Genomic DNA, 16704 nt, shown 5'->3' with positions numbered 1-16704 from the left:
ATGCGTGGCATCTTCTGCTGGCTGAGTTGTTTCCTGCTGCTGTCAGGAAATCTGTGCGCTGCGGAGGCGCTGAACTGGGCCTTCATCGGCGTGTGGGATCGCTCGATGCCGCAGGTGGAGGCGGCGTGCCGTGAGAGCGGCATTCATGCGGAGTTTTTCAAAGGGAAGGCGTTCAATGAGACGCAGAAGGCGGAGCTGGCGGCGCGGTTTCGGCTGGTGTTTGTGCTGAACCTGGAGGCGGAGCAGGCACCTACGCTCACGCAGCGGCTGAAGGAATCTCGGGCGCTGAATCCGGAGCAGCGGGTGATCCCGCTGGATGCGCGCGGCAGCCAGATGGATCTGGAGAAGGCGGGGCTGCTGCTCAAAGATGAAGCGGTGCCGGCCTACTGGCGACCCAATGGCACGGTGAACGTGCGACGGCTGATCCGCTACTGCATGGTGAAACACTGTGGCCAGCCGGGGGAGATCGAACCGCCGGTGCTCATTCCAGATTTGGGCTACTATGATCCGGCGCGTGAGGAGTCCTTTTCAGACATCGGCGAATTCATCGCCTTCAAGCGCGGGAAGCAGCGCTGGGTGGAGGGGGCGTCGGTAGCCGTGCTGCTGCTACAGCAGTCGTTTTGGATCACGCATGATCTGCGGGTGATCGATGCGCAGATCGGCGCGCTGGAAAAGCGAGGGCTGAATGTGGTGCCGGTGTTTGGCGATCGCGAAGAAAACGTGACGAAGCTGACGCGTGCGGCGGCACCCACGATTCTCATTGAGGACCGGCATGGGGCGATGTGGCAGAGCACGGCTTTGCTGAAGGAACTGGATGCGCCGTATCTGCGGCCCATCTCGATGCTGGCCACCACGAATGAGGAGTGGCTGAAGGATCCGCGCGGGCTCTCGCATCGGGATGTGGGCATGTTCATGGCGCTGCAGGAGTCCTGGGGCACGCTGGAGCCGGTGGTGGTGGGCGGATTGAAGGAGAACATCCAGGGCTTCCGGCTGCATGAGCCGATCCCGGATCGCATCGAGGCCTTCGCCGCGCGTGCCGCACGCTGGGCCTCACTGAAGCGCAAGAGCAATGCGGAGAAGAAGATCGCGCTGATCTATTACAACAAGGGACTGGGGCAGGATGATCTGATGCGCGGCAGCCCCACGGGCGGCTTTCTGGATGCGCCGGAGAGCTTCATGCGCTTCCTGCCGAAAATGAAGGAGGCGGGGTTCACGCTGAAAAATATCCCGGCCAGTACGACGGCGCTGATTGAGGAGATGAAGCGTTGCGGGCGGAACATCGGCCCGTGGGTGCAGGGAGATCTGGAAAAGCTGGTGGATGAATCGCAGCCGGTGCTGGTGCCGCTGCATCAGTATGAAGAGTGGTTCAACACGAAGCTGAGCGAAGCGGTGCGGAAGACGATGGTGGAGAAGTTTGGTCCGCCGCCGGGACGCATCATGGTGGTGAAGCGCAATGGCGAGCCGCACATCGTTTTGCCAAAGCTGGAGATGGGCAATCTCATCCTCATGCCGCAGCCGGAGCGTGGGGAGAAGCAGGATGAAAATCTGCTGCACAACCGCGATGTGCCGCCGCCGCACAACTACCTGGCCTTCTACTGGTGGCTGGAGGAGCAGTATCATGCGGATGCCATCGTACACTGGGGCACGCACGGCACGCTGGAGCTGCTGCCGGGCAAGGAGGCGGGGCTTTCCAAGGACTGCTGGAGCGACATCTGCGTGGGCTACATGCCGGTGGTGAATCTGTGGATCACGGACAATCTCGGCGAGGCCACGCTCTCGCGCCGCCGCGCCTACGCCGCACTGGTGGATCACCTGCCGCCGCCCACGCTGGCTGCGGGACTGGATGATGAATTCAAAAACCTGCACGAGGACATCCATAAATTCCGCACGCTGGAGGACGGACTGCTCAAGGAGGAGTACCGCAAGCGGGTGAGCCAACAGGCGCGCGAGGCCAAGCTGCACGGCGGCGCTGCCGAGGTGCTGGATGACGCGGCGGTCACGCGCCTGGACGAGCATCTGCACAACCTGCTGGAGTCACGCACGCCGCTGCGGCTGCATGTGCTGGGTGAGGGGCCGCATGAGGCGGAGATGGTGCCGTATCTGGCGCAGATTCTCGGTGAGCCGCTGCTGGATCATCTGGCCGCCACGCGTGGGATTCACCGGGCTGCTTTGGAGCACAAGCAGCAGGATCGTGCGAAGGCGGTGGAGTTTCTGCGCGCCGCGCTGGATGGCGCACCGCCCGCCGATGTGCGCATGACGGCGGAGTTGCTGAAGGATGTGGAATTCGCACGGGATGTGCGTGCACGTTTGCTGGATGCTGGCAAGGAGCAGGCGGGTTTGCTCACGGCACTGGGCGGTCATTACATCGAGCCGGGTCCGGGGCCTGACCCCATCCGCAATCCGGCGACGGCACCGGGCGGTCGCAATTTGTACTCGCTCAATCCTGAGGAGATCCCGACGCGGCCTGCGTGGGAAACCGCGCGCAAGCTGGTGGATGAACTGCTGCGAACGCGGAAGCCGAAGAAGATCGCGATGGATCTCAACGGCATGGAAACGATGCGCGACTTTGGCGTGATGGAAGGGCAGGTGCTCGCGCTGCTGGGAGTGCGGCCGATCTGGAATCAGAACAATCTCGTCATCGACGTGGAGCTGATTCCTGCGGAGGAACTGGGGCGTCCACGGGTGGAGGTGTTCATTGCCATGGGCGGTCAGTACAAGGAGAACTTTCCCACGCGCGTGGCGCTGCTGGACAAGGCTGTGCGACTGGCTGCTTCGGCATCTGAGAGTGTGAATCCGGTACGTGAAGCCGTGTCGGCCACCAGAGAGCGTTTGCTCAAGCGAGGCTACTCCGCCGCGCGTGCGGACCAGTTTGCGGCGGCGCGCATCTTTGGCACCAAACCGGGCAACATGAGCGGCACGCACATCCTCTACCTCGTGCCGCGCTCCGGCGTGTGGGACAAGGACGACGAGATCACCGATGTGTACACGGACAACATGAGCTTTGTGTACACGCAGGACACCTGGGGCGAAAAAGTGGACGGGCTGTATGAGGAGGCGCTGCAAAACACGGACACCGTGCTGCGCGTGTGGGCTTCGAACATGACGAGCCAGCTCTCGAATCATCACGCCTATGAGTACGTCGGCGGGCTCAGCATGGCGGTGAAGAAGGTCACTGGGAAATCGCCCGCTGCTGTCATCTCCGATGTGCGTGATCCCAGCGGTGCGCGTGTGCGTGATTTCGAAGAAGTACTGGCGGCGAATTTGAAATCCGAGCTGCTGAACCGCCGCTGGCTGGAGGGCATGAAGTCGCACGATTACGCCGGGGCAGGGCACATCGCCGAGCTGGTGAAGAACACCTTTGGCTGGTCGGTGACACGGCGGGAGAGCGTCACGCAGGAGACGTGGGATGAGGTCTATGACGTGCTGGTGAAGGACAAGCACAACCTCAAGCTGCCTGGGTGGTTTGAGCTGGTGTCTCCGCACGCCATGCAGGAAATCAGCGCCACGCTGATCGAGGCGGCGCGCAAGGACCTTTGGAAGGCCACGCCGGAGCAGTTGCAGACTTTGACGAAGCTCTATGCCACCTCGGTGAAGGCGCATGGAGACTCGGGCGGACTCGTCAGCGGTGGTAACACGCGCATGGCGGAGTTTGTCAGCGCCAAACTCAACGCGCCGGGGGATCAGGAATCCGCCGCACTGGCGCAGGCCATGAAGGCCAAGCTGCAGGAGAGCGCCGCCGCGCCGGATGCGAAAGTCGAGAAAGTGAGCGGACCGCAGATTGGCGAGGCGAAGGAGCAGACACCGCCCGCTGAGAGCAAGCCGCAGCCCGAGGGGCCGGTGCTGGAACCGGCGTGGAATTCATTCGCCTGGTTGATCGGAGCCGCAGCTGTACTTTTGATGATCTTCGGCTTCTTCAAGAGGGCCGGTTCCACTTTATGAAGCTGCTCGAACAACTCCTTTCCCTGATCTCCGAGGCCGTGCTGCTGCCCACGCTGGCGGCCATCATCATCCTCGTGGCGTGGAGCGCCATGCTGCTGGGCGGACTGCTGCGCGAGTGGCTGGGACGGCTGCAGGTTGCCTCGGTCATGACCGCCTTGCGTCGCGCGCACGTGGAGGGCGGGGATCAGGTGCGGCTGCTGAGCATTCTCAGCACCGCCACCACCGGGCTGCCAGCGCGGCTGCATCAGCTTCTTGCGCAATGGGGCGGGGCGGGGGATCTGGCGCACTGTCTGGTGGATCTGGAGATCGAGGTGGCGGCTGCGCTGTCGCGACTCACATGGATGACACGCATCGCGCCCATGCTCGGACTCATGGGCACACTCATTCCGCTGGGGCCTGCGCTGACGGGTTTGGCTTCAGGAGATCTGGCCACGCTTTCGAGCAATCTGGTGGTCGCCTTCACCGCCACCGTGGTGGGGGTGCTTCTGGGCTGCTGCTCCTACACGATGAACCTCGTGCGCAAGAACTGGTATCAGCGCGATCTGAGTACGCTGGAGCATCTTTTCACGAACGCCAACAAGCCCGCACTGCCATGAAGAAGCGCCTGTGGGACGACTCCGAAGGGGATGACCCCGCCGCAGGACTCATCAATCTCTTTGATGTGTGGATCGCCTTTGCCGCCGCGCTGCTGCTGGCGGTGGTGAGTTTTTTCAATCTGCCCAAGACTGCCCCCACCGCTTCCAAGGATGCGCAGGCTGACAAATCGCCCACGGCGGAAAGCATTGATGCCGCACGCACGAAGATCGAGCGATTTCAGGAAAGCAAGGCCAGCAAAAGCGGTGAAGGGGAGCGGCTGGGCACGGCGTATCGGCTGAAGTCCGGCGAGATCATCTACGTGAAGGACAAGCAAAAGTGAAGCGGCGGGGAACTCCTGTTTCCGCTGCATGAGTCCAATTCAAGGATTGAAGCGCCGCGTTCAATGGCGCTTACTGGCGGCTTTATGAACTTCCGCCTGCTTTGTCTCCTGCTGGCTGCCCTCCACGGGACCCCATCCACCCATGCTGCTGGTGATCCCGCGCAGCTGACGCTGGCCTCCATCTTCACCGATGAAGAGTACAAGGAGGAGAAGATGGAGGCGCTGCACTGGAGCAAGAAGGGGGCGTCTTACTTTACACTCGAACCGCTCGGCAAGGGCGAGGATGGCAACGACATTCCCGGCAAAGACCTGGTGCGCTACGATGTGATCACGGGCCTGCGAACGGTCATCGCCTCCGCGAAAACTCTGACGGCTCCTGGCGAGAAGAAGCCGCTGAGCGTAGACAGCTTCGAGTTCTCCAAGGACGAGTCGCAGGTGCTGCTGTTTGCCAATACGCGGAAGGTGTGGCGGAAGAACACGCGGGGCGACTACTGGCTGCTGAATGTGGCGAGCGGCAGTCTGCGCAAGCTCGGCGGAGAAGCCGCGCCCGCGACGCTGATGTTTGCCAAGTTTTCACCCGATGGCAGCCGCGTGGCCTATGTGCACAAGAACAACCTGTACGTGCAAAGTCTGGCGGACATGAAGATCACTGCGCTGACGGCGGATGGCTCCGCCACGCTCATCAACGGCACTTCTGACTGGGTGAACGAAGAGGAGCTGGAGCTGCGCGACTGCTTCCGCTGGAGTCCGGACGGCGCACGGCTGCTGCTGTGGCAGTTTGACACCCGTGATGTGAAGCGCTTCACGCTGGTGAATCATGCCGATGGCCGCTATCCGCGCATCACCACATTCCCGTATCCCAAAGCAGGCGAAAAGAACTCCGCCACGCGCCTCGGCGTGGTCTCTGTCGCAGGCGGTGGCATCACCTGGCTGCAGGTGCCGGGAGATCCGCGCGAGCATTACCTGCCGCATGCCGAGTGGACGCCGGATGGCAAGGTGGTGCTGCTGCAGCAGTTCAACCGCCTGCAAAACACGCTGCATGTCATGCGCGCAGATCCTGCCACGGGCGCGACGCAGTTGGTGTTCACTGAAACGGACAAAGCCTGGGTGGACAACAAGAACAGCATCCGCTGGATCGGTGATGACTTCCTCTGGCTCAGTGAGCGCAGCGGCTGGCGCCATGCCTATCGCGCCACTCTGGCGGGTGAAGTGACGCCCATCACGCAGGGTAAGTTTGATGTCATTGATGTCAGGCAGGTCGATGCCAAAGGCGGCTGGCTGTACTTTGACGCCTCTCCCCTCAATGCCACGCAGCGGTACCTCTATCGCGTCAGCCTCAAGGGTGGCGAGCCGCAGTGGCTCTCGCCTGCGGATCAGCCGGGCACGCACAACTACAACATGACCGAGGATGCGCAGTGGGCCGTGCACACGTATTCGACTGCCATTTCGCCGCCGGTGATTCAACTGATCTCGCTGCCTGACCACAAGACGAAGAGCGTGCTCAGGACTCAGAAGAAGCTGCGTGACAAGCTGGCGGCGCTCAAGCTGCCGAAGGTCGAGTTCATGCGCGTGGACATTGGCGGCGGGATCTCATGCGATGCTCTTTGCATCACCGCGCAGGATTTGGACAAATCGCGCGCGCATCCGCTGCTGATGCACGTGTATGGCGAGCCCGCCGGGCAGACCGTGCGGGATGCCTGGGGCGGTCAGCGCGGTCTCTGGCACTGGATGCTGGCGCAGCAGGGCTATGTGGTGGCCAGCGTGGACACACGCGGTACGCCCGGCCCGCGCGGACGTGACTGGCGCAAGAGCATCTATCTCAAGCTCGGAGTCATCAATTCCCAGGAGCAGGCGGCGGCCACGCGGGCACTGCTGGAGCGCTTCACGTTTCTCGACCGCAAACGTGTGGGCATCTGGGGCTGGAGCGGCGGCGGCGGCAGCAGCCTGGATGCGATCTTCCGCTACCCGGATCTCTATCAAACGGCCATGGCCGTGGCACCCGTGCCCGACCGCCAGCTGTACGATACCATCTATGAAGAGCGCTACATGGGGCTGCCCAAAGCCAATAAGGAACGCTACCGGCTCGGCTCGCCCATCACCCATGCGGCTGCTTTGAAGGGGAATCTGCTGATCGTGCACGGCACGGGCGATGACAATGTACACTACCAGGGGACGGAGAAGCTCATCAATGAACTCGTCGCGCAAAACAAACGCTTCACCGTCATGCCCTATCCGAATCGTGACCACGCCATCAACACTGGCAAGGGGACCCAGCGTCATCTGTATGAGCTGATGACGAACTACCTGCAGCAGCATCTGCCGGTGGACTGAACTCTCGGTCGCATTTCAGAAGAGGGTTGAATGTTCAGGGGCAGGACAGAAGATGGCATCATGAATAAGTCCGTTTCAGCTCCTGCCACGCTGCGCCGCATGACGGTGGTGTTCATGGGGGCGCTGCTTGTCTTTCTGTGCAGCTGCATGCAGGGCCCGGCAGACCCGGGGTCAACATTTCACAAAGGCCTGCAGCGCGATGCCTGGAGGACTCTGGCTGCGTATGATTCGGCGCTGCTGGCACATCGCGAAAAATACCGGACTGAAATCCCGCCCGCCTACTGGGATCCGGGCATTCAGCGTCTGCACCCTGCGAAGGTCTATACGCATCGGGGGAATCTCGTCGTGGCCCAAAGCCTGATGGATGGTGCGGAGCACGGGAAGTACATCGACCTGCCCGTCGCACCATTCCACCCCAAGGCCGCATGGTTTTCCCACAAGCATGAGGTGGACGGCTTCGTCTTCCGGCCAGCTGTTGGAACCGGGGTGTTGAATTACACGCGCAGGGCTGCGCCTGTGTGCTCCAAGTGATGAGCCGATGAATGCGGATCAGGACAGCCCAGCTTCCGCCAGACGCTCCTTCAGATCGCTGGCCAGCAGGGCCTGAAGGATGCCTTCGATGCGGCCTTCCATGAACTGATCGAGATTGTAGAGCGTGAGTTCGATGCGGTGATCGGTGACGCGGTTCTGCGGGTAGTTGTAGGTGCGGATCTTTTCTTCGCGCCCGCCGCTGCCGATGAGGCTTTTGCGGTTGGCGGAGTACTTGGCGGCCTCTTCCTGCTGTTTCTTTTCCAGCAGGCGCGAGCGCAGAATGCTCAGGGCCTTTTCCTTGTTCTTGATCTGGCTGCGGCCGTCCTGGCAGCGGACGATGGTGCCGGTGGGGATGTGCAGCACCTGCACGGCGGAGTCGGTGGTGTTCACGCCCTGACCGCCTGCGCCGGAGGAGCGGCAGACTTCGATGCGGACTTCGTCGGACTTGAGTTCGAAATCGACCTCCTCGGCCTCGGGCAGCACGGCCACGGTGGCGGCGGAGGTGTGGATGCGGCCCTGCGCCTCGGTGGCAGGCACGCGCTGCACGCGGTGCACACCGCTTTCGTACTTCATCACGCGGTACACGTCTTCGCCGCTGATCTTGACGATGACTTCCTTGAAGCCGCCGACTTCGGAGGGGCTGGTGTCGAGGGATTCGATCTTCCACCCACGGCCTTCCGCAAAGCGCGAGTACATGCGCAGCAGATCGGCGGCAAACAGAGATGCCTCATCCCCGCCGGTGCCAGCGCGAATTTCGAGAATGATGTCGCGGCCTTCGAGGGGATCGGGCGGCAGGATGGACTCCTGAATGGCCTTTTCGAGATCGACGAGGCGCTGCTCCAGCACGGGGATTTCCGCGGCGGCCATCTCGGCGAATTCCTTGTCCTCCTGTGACTTGGCCATGATGCGGCTCTCGGCCAGTTCCACCTGGGTTTTCTCAAACGCATCCCACGAAGTCAGCAGGTTTTGCAGGCTGCGGTGTTCGCGCAGCATGTCGCCCGCCTTCTTGGCATCGTCGTAGAAATTCGGGCGGCCGATGATGTCTTCGAGATCGGCGAAGCGGGTGCGTTTACCGGCGATGACGCCTGAGTAGTCCATGAGGAGGGAAAGAGAAGGGAGAGAGCAGAGACAAAAAGAAAACGGTGCCCAGCACGAGGCATGGACACCGTTTGACTAAAAAGAGGGGGCTGGGACCTACGCTTCGGCTTCGGCAGCAGGAGCTGCTTCGGCGGCTGCGAGCTTCGGAGCAGTGCGGCGGGCGCGGATGGAACCGTAGCGCTGGGCGAACTTGTCCACACGACCGGCGGTGTCGATGAAGCGCTGTTCACCGGTGAAATACGGGTGGCAGGCGGAGCAGATGCCGATACGGAGGTTTGGCACGGTCGAGATCGTGTTGTACACGGCACCGCAGGTGCAGGTGATCGTCGTCTCGGTGGTCTTGGGATGGATGTTTTCTTTCATGAGGGTGGGGAACCACGTGGTTCGGCGAGGCGCGGAATGCAGCTTTCGCCGGGGCGTGGGGATGAGCAGATTAGTGGATTTTGGGGGATGGTCAAGGGGTTCTCCGTCAGGAGTTCCCGGTTCTCAGGACAAGGGGGGGATGTGGAGATTCTTTTGAGATTGGAAGAAAAGGGTGTGTATGATAGGTTTTCCTCATGAATGCCACACTTCATACAGCCCCGGAGCAGCAGCGTCCCGTGTTGCACAAGCTGATTGATGAACTTCCCGATGATGAACTCGGATTGGTAGAACGACTGCTGGCACGGCTCGAAATGGATCGCCTGTGGAAAGATGTCCGCGCAGGATTCACCCAGGACTGGGAAGCGGGCCGCTATGAGCGGCTGGATGAGATCATCCGCGAAGTGCGCAACGATCTCAAGCGCGCGGCATGATCGTGGTGCTCGACACCAACGTGGTGTTGCAGGCGCTCAATCAGCGCCATTCCTTCGCCTGTATTTTGCAGGCGTAGTATGCAGGACGCTTCGTCTGGGCCTTGTCCACCGACATCTTGCTGGAATATCAAGAAGTCGTCACACGCATATCTGGTGCAGAACGCTGGCGGTCATTGGAGCGTCTGCTTGATCTTGCGGCAACTTATGCCGGGAACGTGCAGCAGGTCTCGCCATCTTTCTTTTTCCGGACTATCTCCGCTGACCGGGACGACGATAAATTTGCCGACTGTGCCATTACGGTGAATGCCGATTACATCGTCACCAGTGATATGCATTTCCGCCCGCTGATAGGCAGCGGCTACCGGCCACAGCCCATCCGGCCAGAGGCATTCATCGACCAGTTTCTCACGCAAAGCCGTGAATGAGACCGTCAAACAATGAGCGGGCGCTTACAAAGATCATGGAACACGAGCCCGCTGATAACTCCACTCCTCGCGCACCGTTACCGCGGACACCATGATCCACCGACTCTGTCTCCTCCTCGCTCTTGTTGTCTGCACCCAGCTCCAGGCGGCGGCGCCGAATGTGGTGGTGATGCTGGCGGATGATTCGGGGTGGGGGGATTATTCGATCAACGGAAACACGAATCTCAAAACGCCGAACATTGACAAGCTGGCGCAGTCGGGGGCGCAGTTTGACCGTTTTTTTGTCTGTGCGCTGTGTGCGCCCACGCGGGGGGAGTTTCTCACCGGGCGCTACCATTCACGCGGCGGGGTGAAGGGGGTGTCCACGGGGCTGGAGCGGTTGAACGCGGATGAAAAGACCATCGCGGACGCCTTTCTGGCTTCGGGGTATGCGACGGGGGCGTTCGGGAAATGGCACAATGGCAGCCAGTGGCCCTACCACCCGAATGCGCGTGGGTTTCAAGAATACGTGGGCTACACCTCCGGCCACTGGGGCGAGTATTTTGACCCGCCGCTGGAGCACAATGGGAAGATGTTTCGCGCCAAGGGGTTCATCGTGGATGTGCTGGTGGGGAAGGCGATGGAGTTCATCGAAACCAACCGGGAGAAACCGTTCTTCTGCTACATCCCGCTGACGACGCCGCACTCGCCTTTCAGCGTGCCGGACGAGCACTGGAACAAGTTCAAAGACTCGCCGGTGACGATGCGTGGCGCGGAGGGGGACAAGGAAGACCTCGCCGTGAGCCGCACCGTGCTGGCGATGATGGACAACATCGATGTGAACGTGGGGCGGGTGCTGAAGAAGCTGGATGATCTGAAGCTGAGCGAGAACACCATCGTGGTCTATTTCAGCGACAACGGCCCCAACAGCGCCCGCTGGAACGGCGGCATGAAGGGGAAGAAGGGCGTCACGGATGAAGGCGGGGTGCGCTCCGTGCTCTTCATGCGCTGGCCGGGCAAGATCAAGGAAGGCGGCACCATCACCCCCATCGCCGGGGCGATTGACCTGCTGCCGACGCTGACGGCGCTGGCGGGCGTGAAACCGGTGAGCTCCAAGCCGCTGGACGGCTGGGATTTTTCCAACCTGCTGCTCGGCGGTGAGTGGAAGCGCGGGCCGCGTGAACTCATGAACTACAACAGCGGCAGGCTGAGCGTGCGGTCGCAGACTCATCGCCTCGATGCGAGTGGCGCGCTGTTTGACATGGTGGCCGATCCGAATCAGACCAAGGACGTCACAGCCGAGCAGCCGCAGATCGCCGCAGAACTCGCCGCCAAGGCGACGGCCTGGCATCAGGAGGTCTTTGGAAAGCCCTACGTTCCACCACCTGCCGGCGGCAAAGGCAAGGGGCAGGGGAAGGCCAAGGGGAAAAACCCCGGCGCAGAGCCCTTCGCGGATGACCGGCCTTATCCCGTGGGATACACGGAGTTTCCCATCACCATGCTGGAAGCCCGCGATGGCATCCCGCAGGGCGGAGTGAAGCGCAGTTCCAATGCGCCGAACTGCTCCTACTTCGTGAACTGGAAGACCAAGGAAGATGCCATGACCTGGGACATCGACGTGCACACGGCGGGCGAGTATGAAGTCACCATCGACTACGCCTGCCCGGAAGCCGATGCCGGATCGACCGTGCAGCTGAGTTTCGACGGGGCCAAAACGGTGGGCAAAGTGACCCTTGGCTGGTTTCCGCGCCTGCTGGACGATCAAGACCGTGCCTCGCGCAAAGGCGAGAGCATCATGCGTGACTTTCACAGCCTGTCACTGGGTACGATCACGCTTCCTGCCAAGCGCGGACTGCTGAGGCTGCAGGCGCTGGAGATTCCCGGGCAGACGGTCATGGAGGTGCGGCGGGTGACGCTGACCCTGAAGACAAAGTGATTTATGGCATGAATCCTGATGTGCCTGTCATTCTCCCACCAAGGAGAATGCTACCAACCCAACCCTCTTCATGAAATTGTTCCGCGCTTCTTTCCTCGCTCTTGCCCCCTTGCTCCTCGCCGCCTGCGGCTCCATCGCCCCGGCGCCTAAAACGACTTCGGGAATTGTGGTCGGGCCGAATGAAGTGCGCGAGTGCGGGCAGGGGAGGGTGGAGTTTCCAGCCGGAGTTTACACAGCCGAGGTCGTCTCAGAGAAGGGCACCTATTACCTGGCTCCAGCACTCCTGCGCACCAAGGGAGTCCTGCTGGGCCGTGGCGAGCGCGGGGGCATTTTCGTTTCCAATCTCGCAGGCAATCCGCAGGCCGCCTGGTTTGGGGACGTGGGTGAAATCCTGGAGGAAAAGCCGAGCACACTGTTTGCGGCCGTGGGAGTGAGTGCGCCGAAACTGTGGCCCTACACGCCCAAGATTCCCTTCCAGGTGAAAAAGTGATTCCTGCGTGATTTGCCTGCCAATCCTCCCCGCAATTGGAGGACTCAAACGTAAGTACTTTGTCACAGCGGTCAGTTTTCGTTGCGCAGATAATTATAAATACTATAATTTCGGGCGTTATGAAAAGCCGCCTGATCACATGGTTTTTTTCCTCCACCGTCCTGTTGGCGGGGGGAATCGCCGCGACGAAGGAGGGCTGGCTGAATGGATGGGAAATGCGGCTGGGCGAACTGATGACGAGTCCCAGTTACCAGTACAGTGCGGCCAAGTTCCGCCTCGATCTGGTGGATCAATTCAATTATTCGCGCATGGCGGAGAAAACTCCGACCCTGCGGGTGGATCCTGAAATGGAGGCGTGGCTGGCCAAAGAGTTTCCGAAAATCGAGACGACTGACCTCAACAAAGTCACCGAGCTGGTGCAGGAGGGAATGCCACGCTACTACCGGGTCTCCGTCTGCTCCGCCAGCAGTCCGAGCCTGCGCGAACTGCTGCAGCGCTTCCATGAGTATTCGCACCGTTCACAGCCGGAAATGACGCACATGGCCATCGCGATGCGGCCACGAGCCAGCGGGTTGATGCACGAGGCGCTGCTCGTGCTGGGGCAGCGACTGCGTGATTTCTCGCCGGAGGAGCTCTCCGAATCTGGCGAAGAACCTTTTTTCAGCACCTGCGTCCACTGCAAACAGCCGCATTTCATCAAGCTCTCACAGGCGCAGCGCAGCATGGCGCTCGAGTGCCCGAAGTGCCACCGCAAGTATGCCGTGATCGCGGCGGACAGCGCGGGCCGGTTTCACTATGTGAACGAGTTTCTCACTGGGTACTCACCCCCGGCAGCGTTTGCGAAAAACCAGTCGCGTGTGCAGCAGCTCTTCACCATCTGGTCCGCCGTGCACGCCAACTGCCGCTACACGAACGACCCCGGAGCCAAGGCGGGCAGCAGTTTTGCCAAGCCGGAGCAGACGGACTGCTGGCAGTTTGCCGATGAAACACAGCGCCTGCAGCGCGGCGACTGCGAGGATTCCTCCATCTTTCTGGCGGACTGGCTGATGTCTCGTGGGTTTCAGGTGCGGGTGGCTCTGGGCCGCTACGGCGATCTGGGCGGGCATGCCTGGTGCGTGGTGAAGATCGAGGATAAAGAATACCTGCTGGAATCGACGGAAAGCCGCCCTGATCCGAGCGATCCACCGCTGGCGAGCCGCGTGGGCAGCCGCTACGTGCCTGAAGTGCTGTTTGACCGCTTTGCCATCTATGTGCCCACCAGTGCCAGCCGGGCCTGGAAGGGTGATTACTGGTCAGCCAACACCTGGACACGAGTGGAGCCACGAGCCGAACTCGGCGGAGATCCGATCCTGGCGCGGGCACCTCTCAAAGCGGGGAAACATCTCGACCCTGCGATCTCGGCAGATGCCACCCGCCTTGCACGCATGACCTTCGCCAGCCCCGCTTCTCCCACGTTTCTCAACATGGGGGACATTCCAGTGGGTGCCAAAGACTGGCGGCAGTCCATGGTGCCGAAGCGCACGCCCTGAGCAAAACAGGATCGCTGGGGCATCATCATGAGTTGACGCCCAGTCATGGAGCATCCAGCATCATGTCCTCATGCTCGCCAGCATTGCCATCCTTACGCTGTTCGGCATCCTGCTCATCATGCTGGAAACCTTCCTGCCTGGCTGGGTGGCGGGCATCCTAGGCACGATCGCCATATTTACAGCCGTCTGGCTTGCCTTGATGTCAGAGGAGCTGGTCGGCTGGACTTCCAGCCAACGGATGGCGCTTGCCCTGGGCATCGTGGTGTTTGTGACGGCGGTGCTGATCGTCTGGCTGCGCTGGTTTGCCGTGAAGTTTTTCCGCCGTGCCCTGACTCTCACCACCAGCATCGAGACCCCGCCTGCTGCCGGAGCCGCGCCGGGCACACAGGGCGTGGCGCTCACGGAACTGCGCCCGCTGGGACGTGCAGAAATTGACGGTCAGCGCTACGAGGTGCGCTGCCAGAACGGCCTCGCCCCTGCCGGGACCCGTGTCGAGGTGATCGCGACGGAGCCTGGCAATCTCCTGGTCCGCATCCTCTGAATTTTTCGTTTATCTCCAACCCAAATACCCCCCACTCATGGCCACTCTCGAAATATTCCTCATCGGCGCCGTCATCATTGTCGCGCTTGTCCTGTTCCTGATGGTTGCGAAGTTTTTCAACCTCTGGCTGCGTGCGCGCATCGCCAATGCGCCGGTCAGCTTTCCCACACTGCTGGCCATGTGGCTGCGGGGAGTGCCCAATGCGCTGATCGTTGATACACGCATCACGGCTGCGAAGGCCGGCATCCCCATCGGCACGGACCAGCTGGAGGCGCACTTCCTCGCCGGTGGTGAGGTGACGCATGTGGTGCTCTCCTTGATCGCCTCCGACAAGGCCGGCATCCCGCTCGATTTCAACCGTGCCTGCGCCATCGACCTCGCCTGCAAAGGCACCAGCAAAACAGTGCTCGAAGCCGTGCGCACCAGCATCAATCCGAAGGTCATTGACTGCCCGCACCCCGACATGGGGCGCGGCGGCAAGATCGACGCAGTTGCCAAGGACGGCATCTCCCTGCGCGTGCGTGCGCGAGTGACCGTGCGCACGAACCTCGACCGCTTCGTGGGTGGTGCCACAGAGGAGACCGTCATCGCCCGTGTGGGGGAGGGCATCGTCACCTGCATCGGTTCCTCGTCCTCTTATAAGGACGTGCTCGAAAATCCAGACTCCATCTCCAAGCTCGTGCTGCACAAAGGCGTGGACGCCGGCACGGCCTTTGAAATCCTTTCCATCGACATTGCCGACATCGACGTCGGTGAAAACGTGGGGGCCAAGCTCCAGACCGAGCAGGCCGAGGCCGACAAGAAGATCGCGCAGGCCATGGCCGAAATGCGCCGCGCCGCCGCCGTGGCGCTGGAGCAGGAAATGTCCGCCCGTACCCAGGAAATGCGCGCACGCGTGGTGGAAGCCGAGGCGCAGGTGCCGCTGGCCATTGCCGAAGCCTTCCGCAATGGACAGCTCGGCGTCATGGACTACGCCAAGTACAAAAACGTGCTCGCGGACACGGAGATGCGCAGCAAGATCGCCGGGGAATCCTCCGGCGCGAAATAACCCTGCGGGAGTTTTTTGACCATGCATCCACTACTGCTGAGCAGCGATGTCGATCCTTTTCAGGTGGCGATCATTGTCATCGCGGTCCTGGCAGGCTTCGTGAAATGGCTGTGGGAGACCTTTCAGCAGAAGACCGGCGCTGCACCCGCACCGCCGCCCGACCCCGAAGAGCAGCGCCTGCGCGAAGCCGCCTGGCGCAAACAGACCGGGCAGCCGCCACCGGCAGCTCCGCCCCCCCTTCCTCCCGTGGCAGTACCTTCTGCGTGGGATGAACTGCGCAAGGCATGGAAAGAACTGCAGGAGGCGGCCAAATCCAGCCAGGCACCCGCGCAGCCTCGCCGTCCGCAACCGCAGACCCAGCGCCAGCGCCAGCAGGCCCAACGTCCAGTGTCGGCCCAGCGCCAGCAGCCGCAAGGTCAGCGTCAGCCCGCACGCGCTGAAGCCCCGCAGCAAGTGCCTACGGTGGCCGCAGTCAAGACACCTGCGGTGGCTGCCGAACCGCCGGTTGTCGTGCTGGCCAGGCCCGCCGCACCTGCCGGGTCCATTCTGGGCCATTTGCGTCAGCTGCGCCAGGATCCCGCCCTCATGCGGCAGGCTATTTTGATGCAGGAGATACTTGGTCCGCCAAAAGCCTTGCAATCCTCCCGCGATTTAGCTATCTAAGCATCCTTCTTTGAGAATTGCCGGCGTGGTGAAATTGGTAGACGCGCTAGACTCAAAATCTTGTATCCGTGAGGATGTGTCGGTTCGAGTCCGACCGCCGGTACCATCAAAGAAGCACAGGCGGGTGTAGCGCGGAGAGCGCCCAGTGACTGCAAAAATTAAGCAGCGACCTGCCAGGAGGATCTGAAGCCCCTCACCTGGGCCTCGTTAAATGAGGCTCACTTTTACGCCGAAAAATTGGCACGGCCGCACAAGCGGTCAGCATTGAAGCATAAAAGTATCGTGGTTCGTTCAAAGTGCACAATTAGCGTCTAATACGCGGAATTCGGGGTATTGGATAATCGGAGCTTGGTTCAGCCTGTGCTGAGGTGAGAGGCGCCCCTATGAAGCGCTTCTCTTCTGTATTTTCCAGGCATGCCCATGCCTCGCTCTGCTTAACACTGTTCAAGAAAAGATGTTCTCCTGATCGTTCTGGATCTTTGGA

At 61.3% G+C, this 16704-nt stretch carries 14 protein-coding genes, 1 tRNA gene and 1 pseudogene; 14 read left to right on the top strand and 2 right to left on the bottom strand.

Annotated features, from left to right (window positions below; genetic code table 11):
* The 5 genes from ACILSL_RS04015 (at window position 1) to ACILSL_RS03995 (ending at window position 7717) form a co-directional block, all read left to right on the top strand.
* A complete protein-coding gene (locus tag ACILSL_RS04015; RefSeq protein WP_395730708.1) occupies window positions 1–3939 on the top strand; it encodes a cobaltochelatase subunit CobN in 3939 nt (1312 codons plus the stop codon).
* Complete coding sequence (locus tag ACILSL_RS04010; RefSeq protein ID WP_395730707.1) at window positions 3936–4535, top strand: MotA/TolQ/ExbB proton channel family protein; 600 nt, start codon at window positions 3936–3938, stop codon at window positions 4533–4535. Before ACILSL_RS04015 ends, ACILSL_RS04010 begins: the two co-directional genes overlap by 4 nt.
* The gene (locus ACILSL_RS04005) at window positions 4532–4855 is read left to right on the top strand and encodes a DUF2149 domain-containing protein (protein ID WP_395730706.1); all 324 of its coding nucleotides are present in this window, start codon (window positions 4532–4534) and stop codon (window positions 4853–4855) included. Before ACILSL_RS04010 ends, ACILSL_RS04005 begins: the two co-directional genes overlap by 4 nt.
* An 84-nt stretch (window positions 4856–4939) precedes the next feature.
* Window positions 4940–7186 (top strand): DPP IV N-terminal domain-containing protein, encoded by a 2247-nt coding sequence (locus ACILSL_RS04000; protein WP_395730705.1) that lies wholly within the window; start codon window positions 4940–4942, stop codon window positions 7184–7186.
* A gap of 60 nt (window positions 7187–7246) precedes the next feature.
* Complete coding sequence (locus ACILSL_RS03995; protein ID WP_395730704.1) at window positions 7247–7717, top strand: hypothetical protein; 471 nt, start codon at window positions 7247–7249, stop codon at window positions 7715–7717.
* Between the two features lie 18 nt (window positions 7718–7735).
* On the opposite strand, the gene prfA is transcribed toward ACILSL_RS03995, so the two are convergent.
* Both prfA and rpmE read right to left on the bottom strand, forming a co-directional pair.
* On the bottom strand, window positions 7736–8815 hold the full coding sequence (gene prfA / locus ACILSL_RS03990; protein WP_395730703.1) for a peptide chain release factor 1: 1080 nt from the start codon (window positions 8813–8815) through the stop codon (window positions 7736–7738).
* A 96-nt stretch (window positions 8816–8911) separates the two neighbouring features.
* The gene (gene rpmE / locus ACILSL_RS03985) at window positions 8912–9178 is read right to left on the bottom strand and encodes a 50S ribosomal protein L31 (RefSeq protein WP_395730702.1); all 267 of its coding nucleotides are present in this window, start codon (window positions 9176–9178) and stop codon (window positions 8912–8914) included.
* Between the two features lie 194 nt (window positions 9179–9372).
* Between rpmE and ACILSL_RS03980 the strand changes: the two genes are divergently transcribed.
* The 9 genes and pseudogenes from ACILSL_RS03980 to ACILSL_RS03940 all read left to right on the top strand — a co-directional run bounded on the left by ACILSL_RS03980 (window position 9373) and on the right by ACILSL_RS03940 (window position 16326).
* Complete coding sequence (locus ACILSL_RS03980) at window positions 9373–9609, top strand: hypothetical protein (RefSeq protein WP_395730701.1); 237 nt, start codon at window positions 9373–9375, stop codon at window positions 9607–9609.
* 95 nt (window positions 9610–9704) lie between these two features.
* A pseudogene (locus tag ACILSL_RS03975) lies at window positions 9705–10034 on the top strand (putative toxin-antitoxin system toxin component, PIN family); the annotation flags it as partial.
* Between the two features lie 91 nt (window positions 10035–10125).
* Window positions 10126–11949 (top strand): sulfatase-like hydrolase/transferase, encoded by a 1824-nt coding sequence (locus ACILSL_RS03970; RefSeq protein ID WP_395730700.1) that lies wholly within the window; start codon window positions 10126–10128, stop codon window positions 11947–11949.
* A gap of 70 nt (window positions 11950–12019) precedes the next feature.
* Entirely contained in the window at window positions 12020–12439 is a 420-nt protein-coding gene (locus ACILSL_RS03965) for a hypothetical protein (protein ID WP_395730699.1), read from the top strand.
* Between the two features lie 119 nt (window positions 12440–12558).
* Window positions 12559–13968, top strand: coding sequence for a hypothetical protein (locus ACILSL_RS03960; protein ID WP_395730698.1), 1410 nt, complete (start codon window positions 12559–12561; stop codon window positions 13966–13968).
* A gap of 70 nt (window positions 13969–14038) precedes the next feature.
* Entirely contained in the window at window positions 14039–14509 is a 471-nt protein-coding gene (locus ACILSL_RS03955) for an NfeD family protein (RefSeq protein WP_395730697.1), read from the top strand.
* A 37-nt stretch (window positions 14510–14546) separates the two neighbouring features.
* On the top strand, window positions 14547–15557 hold the full coding sequence (gene floA, locus ACILSL_RS03950) for a flotillin-like protein FloA (RefSeq protein ID WP_395730696.1): 1011 nt from the start codon (window positions 14547–14549) through the stop codon (window positions 15555–15557).
* A gap of 21 nt (window positions 15558–15578) precedes the next feature.
* Window positions 15579–16220, top strand: coding sequence for a hypothetical protein (locus ACILSL_RS03945; RefSeq protein WP_395730695.1), 642 nt, complete (start codon window positions 15579–15581; stop codon window positions 16218–16220).
* Window positions 16221–16239: 19 nt separating this feature from the next.
* Window positions 16240–16326 (top strand) — tRNA-Leu (locus ACILSL_RS03940).
* The last annotated feature ends 378 nt before the right edge of the window (window positions 16327–16704 follow it).

The sequence above is a fragment of the Prosthecobacter sp. genome (genome assembly GCF_044222345.1).
Taxonomy (GTDB): domain Bacteria; phylum Verrucomicrobiota; class Verrucomicrobiia; order Verrucomicrobiales; family Verrucomicrobiaceae; genus Prosthecobacter.
Note: the sequence above shows the minus strand (reverse complement) of the source record. Positions and strands in the feature narration are given on the sequence as shown.